Below are 12,874 nucleotides of genomic sequence, written 5' to 3'. Positions count from 1 at the left end.
GCAATTGGAATGTCGGACCGATTATCACGGGCAGGCGGTGCGCGACAGATGCAGCATGAAAACGCCGGTTCGACGGGCTTGGCACAACGGATATTCATTCGCGTGACACACAGGCAGGCTACCCATTAACCAATGTGTCATCAGGCTGATCGGAACGTTCGCTTGGGCCGTGATGGCGTTATCGAGCCGGATTTCTGCGCGCCGCAAAAACAGGAAGATATCATGTCCGAACGGGTGAATTTCGTCCATCTGACCGATCTGCATATTGGCAATCCGCAGGTGCAGGATGATGATCTTTATTCCGATACGTCGGCCACGCTGTCTGCGACACTTTCGCAAATCAAGGCGCTTATGCCGCCGCCCGAATTCATCGTCGTCAGCGGCGACCTGACCAATCGGGGCGATGCCGGCAGCTATGAGGAGCTGAAGCGGTTGATGGCCGAGGCGGAACTGGATGTCCCGGTGCTTTTTGCGCTCGGCAATCATGACCGCCGCGACGGATTTTATCCCGTGATGCTCGGCCGTCATGAGGATCTGGATGAACCTTACGACCATGCGGAGGTTGTCGCCGGCATTCATATCATCGTCATGGACACCAGCGTTCCCGGTAAAGTCGGCGGGGCTTTCGAACCCGGGCAGATCGAGTGGCTTGAGGAGGAACTCGAAAACCATCCCGACCTGCCGAAGCTTCTGGTGATGCACCATGCGCCGGCGCTCGATTTTGATCGTGCCGACGCAGAGTGGGAATCTCTTTCCTTCGTCGACACCGAGGCTCTGGACGAGGTGCTGTTCGAATACGATGTCATGGGCATCCTGGCGGGTCATATCCACTATGACCGCATGGCTCACTGGCAGGGCATCCCCGTCGTCGTCGGCATCGGCCAGCATTTCGCCACCGATCCGCTGTGGCTGCATGAGGGTGTGCGCATGTTGTCCGGCGCGTCTTTCATCATCGGCACGCTGCGGGATACGGGGTTGAGCGTCACTTTCGCACCGCAGCCCAGCGATCGGCGGGAACTGAAGCGCCACACGCAGGATGCCATGGCCGAACTGATCGCCGAATATGAAGAGGGGCAGGCGCAGGACGCTGCCGAGTAGGTCAATCTACCCGCATATTTCGGCCGGCGGGGACCTTGCACGGCAATCTCCGCCCGTCCGGCTTCGTCGGTCGCATTCTGGCGTTTTTCTGGCGCATCTGGTATCTTTCCGGCTGGTCAACGATTAATTTTTGCGCTACAAGGCCACATCTTCAACACCAGCTAGGGAGGTTCTCATGCAAAATGACATTCGTATTCACCTCCCGGCCCCAGTAGTGCTGCTGCTGGCCTAGGTGTTACTCCGCGGTTCGACCGCGTTTCCCATACTTCGATTCGTCATGTGGCTGTCACGGCCATATCCAAAGACTTTTCCGTTCCGTCGTGAGCCATATTTGTGTTTGCTCACCTGTCACGATGGGGCGATTGATTGCCGGAGCTTGGCCTATGTTTGGCTGGTTTGAAAAACGCCTTGATCCTTTTCCCTCTTCGACGCCGTCCGTGCCGCCGAACACGCTTTTGCCGTTCCTGTGGCACTATGTGAAGCCCGCATGGCCATGGCTGCTGCTGCTCGGCCTGATGTCCATGGGTATCGCGGTTGCGGAAGCCATGCTCTACAAATTCCTCGGCAACATCGTCGACTGGCTTTCCACGGCCAATCGCGAGACGTTTTTTGCCGATGAGGGCTGGCATCTGATCGTCATGGCCGGACTGGTGCTGATCGTGCTGCCCTTGATGGGTGCGGTCCATACCATGACCATGCACCAGACGCTTGCCGGCAATTTCGGCATGATCGCACGCTGGAAGATGCATCGCTTCCTGCTGCGCCACTCCATGAACTTTTTCGCCAACGAGTTTGCGGGCCGGGTTTCGACCAAGGTGATGCAGACGGCGCTGGCGATCCGCGAAGTGGCGCTGAAGGTGATCGACGTCTTCGTCTACGCCATCAGCTTCGTCGTCTCGATGCTGTTCATGGTTGCGGCGGCCGACTGGCGGCTGGTCATTCCGCTTCTGGCGTGGCTCGGCATCTATATGTGCATTCTCGCCTATTTCGTGCCGAAACTCGGCCGGCTGGCGCAGGAGCAGGCCGATGCGCGCTCGATGATGACGGGGCGTATCGTCGACAGCTACACCAACATCTCGACGATCAAGCTGTTTTCGCATGCGGGGCGTGAGGAAAGATATGCGCGTGAGGGCATGAACGTGTTTCTCGGAACCGTTCACCGCCAGATGCGCAAGATTTCCGGCTTCAACATCCTGATCGACCTCAACAATGCCGTGGTTCTGTTTTCCACGGCAGCACTTGGTCTCTATTTCTGGATGCAGGGTTCGGTCACGGCCGGCTCGGTTGCCATCGCCATCAGCCTTGCCATGCGCGTCAACGGCATGTCGCAGTGGATCATGTGGGAAGTCACCTCGCTGTTTGAAAACATCGGCACGGTCTATGACGGCATGTCGATGATGACGAAGCCGCACGATATCGTCGATGTCGCGAAGGCTCCGGAGCTTGCGGCACCCCAGGGCGCCATCCGTTATGACAACGTCCGCTTCCACTACGGCAAGAACAAGGGCGTGATCGACGGTCTGACGCTCGACATCAAGCCGGGCGAGAAGGTTGGCCTCGTCGGGCGTTCGGGTGCGGGCAAAACGACGCTGATGAACCTGCTTCTGCGCTTCTACGATCTGGAGGCGGGCAGGATTACCATCGACGGGCAGGACATCTCCAAGGTGTCGCAGGACAGCCTGCGTGAGCTGATCGGCGTCGTGACGCAGGATACTTCGCTGCTGCACCGTTCGATCCGCGACAACATCGCCTATGGCCATCCCGAGGCCACGGACGAGCAGGTGATCGCGGCGGCAAAGCGGGCGAATGCCTGGGACTTCATCGAAACGCTTGTCGACATGCATGGTCGGCAGGGCCTCGATGCGCAGGTTGGCGAACGCGGCGTGAAGCTTTCCGGCGGCCAGCGTCAGCGCATCGCGATTGCCCGTGTATTTCTCAAGAATGCGCCGATCCTGGTGCTGGACGAGGCGACCTCGGCGCTCGACAGTGAAGTCGAGGCGGCGATCCAGGAAAACCTGTTCTCGCTGATGGAAGGCAAGACGGTGATCGCGATCGCCCACCGCCTGTCGACGCTGACCGAGATGGACCGGCTGATCATCCTCGACAAGGGCCAGATCGTGGAATCGGGCAGCCATGCGGAACTGGCGGCGATGGGCGGCATCTATGCCGATCTGTGGCGGCGCCAGTCCGGTGGCTTCATCGCCGACCATGAGGCTGAAGTGGCCGCGGAGTAAGGATAATGTGAGGGCGGGGGTATTCCCCGCCCTTTTCGTTGAGGGCTTAAAGCCTCTCTCCCGTCATGCCGGCCTTGAGCCGGCATCCAGCCATGGCGCGTCTGCGCCGTGAGAAGAATCTTTTGCGATCAAGGACTTGATCACGCTGGACCCCGGATCCAGTCCGGGGTGACGGTGTGAGGATGCTGCCGATGCGTAAAATATCGATAGGTTGATTTAAGGACGGGGAACATTTCCCGCCCTTTCTCATTCCCCCAACGTTACCGAAATATAATCTCTTCCCCAAGGCTCTGCGGCTGTTCCGTCAACGGGAATCCGCCTATATCCGGATCATGGTCATTACGCGCATCTTCGAGTTCTTCGAGAACTGGATCAAGCCCTTCGCCCGCAAGGACGACCTGCGGCCGCCTGAAAGCACATTCGCTTTCATCTGGTTCTATATCTCCCAGGCCAAGGCGCCGTTTTTTGCGATGCTGGTGCTGGGCGGGCTGACGGCCGCCATTGAGGCGGCGCTGTTCTGGTTCGTCGGGCGGCTGGTGGATATTCTCTCGACCGTGAAGCCGGATGAAGGCTGGGCCGGGTTGCTTGCCGCCCATGGCGGCGAGCTGGTCGGTATGCTGGTATTGATCGGTGTCGTGCGCTTCATCGTCACGATGATCACCGCGTTGGTGGACCAGCAGATCATCACGCCCGGTTTTTACAATCTGGTGCGCTGGCAATCCTACATGCATGTGGCGCGGCAATCGCTGACCTTCTTCCAGAACGATTTTTCCGGCCGCATCGTCACCAAGGTCTGGTCGGGCGGGCAGGCGGCGGGTGATCTCGTCACCTCGCTTATGGAAAGCGTCTGGTTCGTCGGGATTTATTCCGTCTCGATGCTGTTTCTGATCGGCGGGCTGGACTGGCGGCTTGCCGTTGTCGTGCTTGTCTGGGTGCTGATCTTTTCGGCGCTGGCGCGTTATTTCGTGCCGCGCATTCGCTACCATTCGAAAGAGACGGCGGAAGCGGCCTCCATGCTCTCCGGCCGCATGGTGGACGCCTACAGCAATATCCAGACGCTTCGGTTATTTGGGCGCGACGACGCCAATGACCGCTACATGCGGCAGGGCTTCGATATTTTCCAGAACGCCACCATGACGTTTACGCGCTTCATCACCGGCGTGCGCGCCTCCATGGCGCTGCTGTCGGGCGTGATGATCACGTCAATGGCCGCCCTCTGCATCGACCTGTGGCTGTCCGGCAGGATCAGTTCCGGTGCGGTCGCCTTTACGCTGGCTCTGGTGCTGCGCCTCAACTTCCTGCTCGGGCGGTTGATGACGCAGTTCAACGGCATCATGCGCAATTTCGGCACCGTGCAGAATGCCGCGGAGCTGATTTCGCAGCCGATTGGTCTCGTCGATACGCCGGATGCGACGGTGCTGGAAGTGAAGAAACCGAGCATTCGCTTTGAGAATGTCAGCTTCCATTACGGGCGGGCGAATGGCGTCATCGATCATCTCAATCTCGATATCAAGGCGGGGGAAAAGGTCGGCATCGTCGGGCGCTCCGGTGCTGGCAAATCCACGCTCGTCAACCTGATCCTGCGGTTTTACGATGTCGAGAAAGGCCGCATCCTGATTGACGGGCAGGATATCGCCGGAGTGACGCAGGAATCGCTGCGCGCTCATATCGGCATGGTCACGCAGGATACGTCGCTGCTGCATCGTTCTATCCGCGACAACATCATGTTCGGCCGCACGGACGCCACCGAAGCGCAATTGCTGGAGGCGACGCGCCGGGCCAAGGCGGATGATTTCATCACAAAACTGGTGGACCAGCGCGGCCGCTTAGGCTTCGACGCGCATGTCGGCGAACGTGGCGTGAAACTGTCCGGCGGTCAGCGGCAGCGCATCGCCATCGCCCGCGTGATGCTGAAGGACGCCCCGATTCTCGTGCTCGACGAGGCAACCTCGGCACTCGATTCGGAGGTGGAAGCCGCGATTCAGAGCAATCTCGACGAATTGATGCATGGCAAGACGGTGCTGGCCATCGCCCACCGGCTATCGACGATCGCCGCTCTCGACCGGCTGATCGTGATGGATCAGGGCCGGATCGTCGAACAGGGCAACCATTCCGATCTGGTCTCGAAGGGCGGTCTATATTCGGAGCTTTGGGCACGACAGTCGGGCGGTTTTCTTGCCGCCGATGAGGCCGCCCAATAAGACCGGCGATTATTTTACGATCATGAAATCGGCCATCAGCCCATAGTGATTGGAGCCGAGGCGGTTGGGCAGGCGGGTGGTTTTCATCAGCGTCGCCGGTTCGCGGGCGAAGATGTGGTCGATGGCGATGCCGAAGTGGCCTGCTCTGGTTGGCCATGTGGCAGGCTCCCAGGCGGCTTTCTTCAAGTCGTTGGCGGCAAGAAAATCACGCATGTCGGGGGCGATGCTTGCCGAATTGAAGTCTCCGGCCAGAATGAGCGGCCCGGTGACGCGAAACAGAATCTCGCTGACTTCGTCCAGCTCGTCGCGGTGATAATCGTCGAAATAGGGTTTGGTGATATGTCCGGCGGCGAGCGTCAGTTCCGTGCCGTCGAAATCGATGCTGGCGATGGCGAACCGGTCTCGGCGCAGATCGCTGAGGCTGTGGAAACGGCCTTCCAGCAAAGGCCGCTTTGACAGGATCAGCAGGTCGCAGGTCGGCGTGCCGGAAAAGCAGCCGAGCCTGTATGGGTAGGTTTGCTGCAGGCGCGGCAGAACCGATTGCAGCGCCGTCGCCTCGAACAGATAAACCGCGTCGGCGTCCGATTCGAGGATCGTATCGGCAATCGCATCCGCATTGGCGGCATTGTCCATCAGCACGTTGAAGGACAATAGTCGAAAGGGCTTGGCCCCGGGTGCAGCGGTGGCGGAGGTGGAAAATTCCATAAGCATGGCGACGCCATGGATGGCGAGCGCAAGTGACCAGACGACCAGAACAGCGGAAATCGCGTCACGCGTGAGCCAGAATATCAGGCACGACAGCAGGATACAGACAATGGCGATGTGAAGCTGAAAGCTTGTGACGAAGGCTAAAAGCCAGAAATCGGTCACATAACGCAGGCTGGCAATGAAAAGAACGGCAGCCACCACGGTGGAGACCATGCAAGCGAGCTTCGCCGTCATCCGAATCCCTGCTTTCCAAGCTCTCCCTTCGCGTCTCCTAACATGGCGCAAGGGTGCGCACAATGTTGCCCGCCTGCCAAGGCCCGCGAAAAATGAGAAACAAATCGGGCCCCTCAGGCAGAATTACGGCAGCTTTGTGTGCTTTGCTCTTGCCAAGTCAGTCAATATTTTGCGATCAAACAGAATGACGCGGTTTCTTTATGCCGCAGGTGTGTCCAGGACGATGGGACGGAGTTTGTCCTGGATCAAATCATAGCGGGAGGACTCATGCGATTTACGGCAAAAACAGCGCAGAGGATGGTGTAGCGGTGAGCGAGCACGTAACCAATCACGACGCCTCGGGTGAACCGACCCGTCGCGATTTTCTATATCTAGTAACCGGAATGGCGGGCGCCGTTGGTGCCGCCGCCGTCGCATGGCCCTTCATCGACCAGATGCGCCCAGACGCATCGACGCTGGCGCTTGCCTCCATCGAGGTAGATGTCGCGGCGGTCGAGCCGGGCATGTCGCTCACCGTCAAGTGGCGCGGCAAGCCGATCTTCATCCGCAACCGCACGGAAAAGGAAATCGAGGAAGCCAAGGCCGTCGCTCTTGGCGATCTCAAGGATCCGGTGGCACGCAATGCCAATATCGCGGCCGACGCGCAGGCGACGGATATTGACCGCTCCGCCGGTCAGGGCAAGGAAAATTGGATCGTCATGATCGGTTCCTGCACCCATCTCGGTTGCGTTCCGCTCGGCCAGGCCGGCGATTTCGGCGGATGGTTCTGTCCCTGCCATGGCTCGCACTACGATACGGCGGGCCGCATACGTAAGGGTCCGGCGCCGCAGAACCTCGCCATCCCGACATTTGCATTCACATCCGATACCGTGATCAAGATCGGATAAGGGGACAGATATTCATGAGTGGCCATTCCAGTTATCAGCCGTCCACCGGCATCGAGAGGTGGATCGATTCGCGGCTTCCCTTGCCGCGCTTGATCTATGACAGCTTCGTTGCCTATCCTGTCCCGCGTAACCTGAACTACGCCTATACCTTCGGTGCGATGCTTTCGGTGATGCTGATCGTGCAGATCCTCACCGGCGTCGTGCTTGCCATGCATTATGCCGCTGAAACGACGGTTGCCTTCAATTCCGTCGAAAAGATCATGCGTGACGTCAACCACGGCTGGCTGCTGCGCTACATGCATGCCAACGGTGCGTCCTTCTTCTTCATCGCGGTTTACCTGCACATCGCCCGTGGCCTCTATTACGGCTCCTACAAGGCGCCGCGCGAAATCCTCTGGATTCTCGGCTGTGTGATCTATCTTTTGATGATGGCGACGGGTTTCATGGGCTACGTTCTGCCCTGGGGTCAGATGTCCTTCTGGGGCGCGACCGTCATCACCGGCTTCTTCACGGCTTTCCCGCTCGTGGGCGAATGGATCCAGCAGTTCCTGCTCGGCGGCTTTGCGGTGGACAATCCGACGCTCAACCGCTTCTTTGCGCTGCATTACCTGCTGCCCTTCATGATCGCGGGTGTCGTCATCCTGCATATCTGGGCGCTGCATGTGACCGGCCAGACCAACCCGACCGGTGTGGAAGTGAAGAGCAAGACCGACACGGTTCCCTTCACGCCCTATGCGACGCTGAAGGATGCGCTCGGCGTTTCGGTGTTCCTGATCGCTTATGCGTGGTTCATCTTCTACATGCCGAACTTCCTCGGCCACCCTGATAACTACATCATGGCGGACCCGCTGAAGACGCCGGCGCATATTGTGCCGGAATGGTATTACCTGCCGTTCTACGCGATGCTGCGCGCCATCACCTTCAACATCGGGCCGATTGATTCCAAGCTCGGTGGCGTTCTCGTGATGTTCGGCGCGATCATCGTGCTGTTCTTCCTGCCCTGGCTCGATACGTCGAAGGTTCGCTCCGCCGTCTATCGTCCCTGGTACAAGATGTTCTTCTGGCTGTTCGTGGTCAACGCCATCCTGCTCGGCTGGCTGGGTTCGCGCCCTGCGGAAGGCCTCTATGTCGTCATGTCGCAGATCGGCACGCTCTACTATTTCGGCTTCTTCCTCGTCATCATGCCGATCCTCGGTCTGGTCGAAACGCCGCGGCGTATTCCGAATTCGATTACCGAGGCCGTTCTTGAAAAGAACGCCGCCAAGAAGGGTGCCGCGCCAGCGGCCGCCCAGATCTGAGCGCGAAGGAAGGATGACGACAATGAAGACGCTTCTCACGAGCATCGCGCTTATCGCTGCCATTGGCTGTTCCGCCGCCGCTTTTGCGGCGGAGGAGAGCCATGATCTTGCCACCAAGACGGAACACGCGATCGCCGGCGGTCACTTCCCGGTCATCAAGCCCGAGGAGCAGAGCTGGTCCTTTGCCGGACCATTCGGCAAATATGACAAGGGCCAGCTGCAGCGCGGCCTCAAGGTCTACAAGGAAGTCTGCTCCGCCTGCCATTCGATGAGCCTTGTTTCCTTCCGCACGCTCGGGGATCTCGGTTATTCGGAAGAGCAGGTGAAGGCTTTCGCCGCTGAATATGAAGTGCAGGACGGGCCGAATGCTGAAGGCGAAATGTATAATCGCAAGGCCGTGCCTTCCGATCATTTCCCCTCGCCGTTCCCGAACCATGAGGCGGCGGCAGCCGCCAATGGCGGGGCGGCTCCTCCCGACATGTCGCTGCTTGCCAAGGCACGCGGCGTTGAACGCGGGTTCCCGCAATTCATCATCGACATGATCCCGATCATCGGCGGTTATCAGGAAGGCGGACCGGACTACATCCATGCGCTGCTGACCGGATATCAGGATGCACCTGCCGGCGTTGAAGTGTCGGAAGGCACGCATTTCAACCCGTATTTCGTCAGCGCCGTGGCGCTGAAGATGGCGCCCCCGATCAGTGCCGATCAGGTGACCTATGACGATGGCGCGCCGCAGACGGTGGACCAATATTCCAAGGACGTGTCGGCATTCCTGATGTGGGCCGCAGAGCCGCATCTGGAACAGCGCAAGCGCACCGGCTTCATGGTCATGGTGTTCCTGTTCATCTTCACGGCGCTGATCTATCTCACCAAGAAATCGGTTTACGCCCGCAAGGAGCATTGAGCCGGTTTTAAATGGCTGCAATCACTGGCCCCCATGGTCTTACCCTGGGGGCCTTTTCATGTGTTGAGGGATGTCATGACGGTGATCCGTATCCCGCTATCCGCCAGTGGCATCGCGCGCTGACGGTCGTTGGTCCTTTTTAGTTGGTCCGCAGCCGTCAAGTTGATAGGGTGCCCCGAACCTTCTGATCCATTTCCCATTGTAACTGGAAATACCATGACCGTTATCGCTTCGGAGCTTTCCGCTGCCATCCGCTCCATTCCCGACTATCCGAAGCCGGGCATCATCTTCCGGGACATCACGACGCTGCTCGGCAATCCGCGCGCTTTCCGCCGGGCGGTGGACGAGCTTGTGCAGCCCTATGCGGGCACGAAGATCGACAAGATCGCCGGCATGGAAGCACGCGGCTTCATTCTGGGTGGGGCCGTGGCGCATCAGCTTTCGGCCGGTTTCGTGCCGATCCGCAAGAAGGGCAAGCTGCCACATACCACCGTGCGCGTGGCCTATAGCCTTGAATACGGCGTCGATGAAATGGAAATGCATGTGGACGCCGTGCAGCCGGGCGAGAAGGTCATTCTTGTCGATGATCTGATCGCGACCGGCGGCACTGCCGAAGGCGCGGTGAAGCTGTTGCGGCAGATGGGTGCGGAAATCGTCTCCGCCTGCTTCGTCATCGATCTGCCCGATCTTGGTGGGCGCAAGAAGCTGGAAGACCTCGGTGTCGAGGTGCGGACACTGGTGGAATTTTCGGGGCATTGAGGCGTGTGGGGCGCTACCCCCCTCTGCCCTGCCGGGCATCTCCCCCTCAAGGGGGGAGATCGGCAAGACGCTCTTCCACCACTTTATTCGCAAAGGCTGAGATGGGCGAAACGTCGCCGCATATCGATCTCCCCCCTTGAGGGGGAGATGCCCGGCAGGGCAGAGGGGGGTAACGCCCCCGCACGCCTCAGAGCGCTCTCGCTTTTTCGGATCGGGAAAACGCTCTGGGGTCGGTCCGGGGCAATCGGCAGCAGCCATTTTGCCCCGGTGGGTTTATTCGAACTCCAGAACTCCGCTCTGAAAGGTCATCACGGTTTGGCCCGACTGGTTCACGCCTTCATTGAAGGTGGTGTTCAGCCAGACACCGGCCCTTGATTCCAGCGGGCGGGCATCGAGCAGGGTGACGAAATAGGTCACGTCGTCTCCGGCAAAGACCGGTTTTTTCCACTTCAACTCGCGAAAGCCGGGAGAGGGGCCGAGTTTCGGCGGTTCTAGGCCCTGTTGTTTCAGCCTCTTCACCTCTTTTGCCCAGTGGGAGAGGAAACATTTCATCCAGCCCGCTCCGGTATGCCAGCCTGAAGCGCAGAGCGCGCCGAAAACGCTGTTCTTTGCGGCTTCCGCATCGAGGTGGAAGGGCTGCGGATCGAAATCGCGGGCGAAACGGATGATGTCTTCGGCGGAAAAATGCAGCGTGTCGAGGGTGACGCGTTCGCCGATGGGAGAGAGTTCTGCCAGTCTCATGCTGCAACGCCTCCATCCGCGCGCATGCGGAACATCACGGTGTTCTCTCCGTGCGATACCAGAACGCCGCGCTGGTTATAAAGCTCGTGGCGGAATTTTACGAGGCCGATGCCGGGCCGTGAGCCCGAAGGCCGCTGCTCCAGCACGATTGATTTTCCAGAAAGCGTGTCGCCCGCCAGAACCGGCTTCTTCCAATCGACATAATCGATCCCTGGGCTGCCCTGCGAGGTGGAATGGGTGATGTAGCTGTCTGCCATCATCCGCATCAGCAGGCTGCAGGTGTGCCAGCCGGAAGCCGCCAGTCCACCAAGAATGCTCTGCCGGCCCGCCTCTTCGGAAAGATGCATGGGCTGGGGGTCGAACTCGCTGGCAAAAGCGATGATCTGCTCTGCGGAAAGTGATTGCGGTCCAAGCGGAAATTCCCGCCCGGCGGAAAAATCCTCATAGGCATATGTCGCGACCGGCGCCATGGTTTCCTCCCTTCGTACAGTCAATATCGCCGGCATCTAAAATGATTTTTCCCTTTACGTAAAGGTCAAATCTAGGGCGCGATGCGGAGCAGGGACATACCGTGACGCGAGTGGGTGCGTCTTTCGCCTTCTCCCCGCCGGGGAGAAGAAACAAGCGGCCAGATCTGCGCCCACTGATCGCCTTCAAAGGAATTGACCTGACCGCAAGCAGGCTGCGTTTCAGATCAGGTATTGAAGCGGAAATGGATGACGTCGCCGTCCTGAACGACATATTCCTTGCCTTCGTCGCGTCCCTTGCCGGCTTCCTTGGCGCCGACTTCGCCTTTGTAGGCGATGTAGTCGTCAAAGCCGATGGTGAAGGCGCGGATGAAGCCGCGTTCGAAATCGGTATGGATGACGCCGGCGGCGGCGGGAGCCTTGGTGCCGCGGACGATCGTCCAGGCGCGGGTTTCCTTCGGGCCGACGGTGAAATAGGTGATGAGGTCAAGCAGGTGATAGCCGGCGCGGATCAGCCGGTCGAGACCTGCTTCGGTAAGCCCCAGCGCCGAGAGGAATTCTTCGGCTTCATCGGCAGGAAGCTGCGCGACTTCGGCCTCGATCGCCGCCGAGATGATCACGCATTCCGCGCCCTGTTCCTTTGCCATCGCCGCGACGGCTGCCGTGTGCTCGTTGCCGGACGATGCATCGGCTTCCGAGACGTTGCAGACATAAAGCACCGGGTGCGACGTCAGAAGGTTGAGGCCCTTGAGGATTTCGATCTCCTCGGCCGCCAGCGTCTTCAAAAGCAGGCGTGCCGGCTTTCCGTCGTTGAGCAGCGCGATGACGGCTTCCATGACAGGCAGCTGGGCGAGGGATTCCTTGTCCTTGCTGCTGGCGCGCTTGCGGGTCTGCTCGACGCGGCGTTCCAGGCTTTCAAGATCGGCGAGCATCAGCTCCGTCTCGATCGTGTCGGCATCGCCGACCGGATTGATGCGGCCTTCCACATGGGTGATGTCGTCGTCCTCGAAGCAGCGCAGAACGTGCACGACGGCATCGACTTCGCGGATATTGGCCAGGAACTTGTTGCCGAGACCTTCACCCTTCGACGCGCCGCGCACCAGGCCGGCAATGTCCACGAAGGAAATGCGGGTCGGAATGATTTCCTTCGATCCGGCGATGGCTGCAAGCTGCTGCATGCGCGGGTCCGGCACGGCCACTTCGCCGGTGTTGGGCTCGATGGTGCAGAAGGGATAGTTGGCGGCCTGTGCGGCCGCCGTTTTCGTCAGCGCGTTGAAGAGGGTGGACTTGCCGACATTCGGCAGCCCGACGATACCGCATTTGAAGCCCATGGCTTGAAA

The 12,874-nt window shown here is 59.5% G+C and carries 12 protein-coding genes; 7 read left to right on the top strand and 5 right to left on the bottom strand.

Features of this window, described 5'->3' with window-relative positions; translation table 11 throughout:
* Positions 1-24: 24 nt before the first annotated feature.
* On the bottom strand, positions 25-249 hold the full coding sequence (locus tag OK142_RS11660; protein WP_139009065.1) for a hypothetical protein: 225 nt from the start codon (positions 247-249) through the stop codon (positions 25-27).
* Here OK142_RS11660 and OK142_RS11655 point away from each other — a divergent pair.
* The 3 genes from OK142_RS11655 to OK142_RS11645 all read left to right on the top strand — a co-directional run bounded on the left by OK142_RS11655 (position 223) and on the right by OK142_RS11645 (position 5,533).
* The gene (locus OK142_RS11655; protein ID WP_498682863.1) at positions 223-1,098 is read left to right on the top strand and encodes a metallophosphoesterase; all 876 of its coding nucleotides are present in this window, start codon (positions 223-225) and stop codon (positions 1,096-1,098) included. The genes OK142_RS11660 and OK142_RS11655 overlap by 27 nt on opposite strands.
* 383 nt (positions 1,099-1,481) lie before the next feature.
* Positions 1,482-3,332, top strand: a complete 1,851-nt coding sequence (locus tag OK142_RS11650) for an ABC transporter ATP-binding protein (RefSeq protein WP_498682861.1) — start codon at positions 1,482-1,484, stop codon at positions 3,330-3,332.
* Positions 3,333-3,664: 332 nt separating this feature from the next.
* A complete protein-coding gene (locus OK142_RS11645) occupies positions 3,665-5,533 on the top strand; it encodes an ABC transporter ATP-binding protein (protein WP_498682858.1) in 1,869 nt (622 codons plus the stop codon).
* A 9-nt stretch (positions 5,534-5,542) separates the two neighbouring features.
* Here the strand turns inward: OK142_RS11645 and OK142_RS11640 are convergent, their stop codons facing one another.
* Positions 5,543-6,475 carry an endonuclease/exonuclease/phosphatase family protein gene (locus tag OK142_RS11640; RefSeq protein ID WP_498682856.1) on the bottom strand — a complete coding sequence of 311 codons (933 nt, stop codon included), beginning with the start codon at positions 6,473-6,475 and terminating at the stop codon, positions 5,543-5,545.
* Positions 6,476-6,783: 308 nt separating this feature from the next.
* Here OK142_RS11640 and petA point away from each other — a divergent pair, with 308 nt between their 5' ends.
* From petA to OK142_RS11620, 4 genes are all read left to right on the top strand, one after another.
* Complete coding sequence (gene petA, locus OK142_RS11635; protein WP_216330064.1) at positions 6,784-7,362, top strand: ubiquinol-cytochrome c reductase iron-sulfur subunit; 579 nt, start codon at positions 6,784-6,786, stop codon at positions 7,360-7,362.
* Between the two features lie 14 nt (positions 7,363-7,376).
* Positions 7,377-8,660 carry a cytochrome b gene (locus OK142_RS11630; RefSeq protein WP_035220197.1) on the top strand — a complete coding sequence of 428 codons (1,284 nt, stop codon included), beginning with the start codon at positions 7,377-7,379 and terminating at the stop codon, positions 8,658-8,660.
* Between the two features lie 22 nt (positions 8,661-8,682).
* Complete coding sequence (locus OK142_RS11625; RefSeq protein WP_035220199.1) at positions 8,683-9,567, top strand: cytochrome c1; 885 nt, start codon at positions 8,683-8,685, stop codon at positions 9,565-9,567.
* Between the two features lie 216 nt (positions 9,568-9,783).
* Positions 9,784-10,326, top strand: a complete 543-nt coding sequence (locus tag OK142_RS11620) for an adenine phosphoribosyltransferase (RefSeq protein WP_003494623.1) — start codon at positions 9,784-9,786, stop codon at positions 10,324-10,326.
* A gap of 273 nt (positions 10,327-10,599) precedes the next feature.
* Here the strand turns inward: OK142_RS11620 and OK142_RS11615 are convergent, their stop codons facing one another.
* From OK142_RS11615 to ychF, 3 genes are all read right to left on the bottom strand, one after another.
* Complete coding sequence (locus tag OK142_RS11615; protein ID WP_498682853.1) at positions 10,600-11,067, bottom strand: MaoC family dehydratase; 468 nt, start codon at positions 11,065-11,067, stop codon at positions 10,600-10,602.
* A complete protein-coding gene (locus OK142_RS11610) occupies positions 11,064-11,537 on the bottom strand; it encodes a MaoC family dehydratase (protein ID WP_498682851.1) in 474 nt (157 codons plus the stop codon). The genes OK142_RS11615 and OK142_RS11610 overlap by 4 nt, the downstream gene beginning before the upstream one ends.
* Before the next feature lie 224 nt (positions 11,538-11,761).
* A complete protein-coding gene (gene ychF, locus OK142_RS11605; protein ID WP_137038030.1) occupies positions 11,762-12,865 on the bottom strand; it encodes a redox-regulated ATPase YchF in 1,104 nt (367 codons plus the stop codon).
* Positions 12,866-12,874 lie beyond the last annotated feature (9 nt).

The organism is Agrobacterium sp. BT-220-3 (assembly GCF_025910175.1).
Classification (GTDB): domain Bacteria; phylum Pseudomonadota; class Alphaproteobacteria; order Rhizobiales; family Rhizobiaceae; genus Agrobacterium; species Agrobacterium oryzihabitans.
This window is presented reverse-complemented; position numbering and strand designations above follow the sequence as displayed.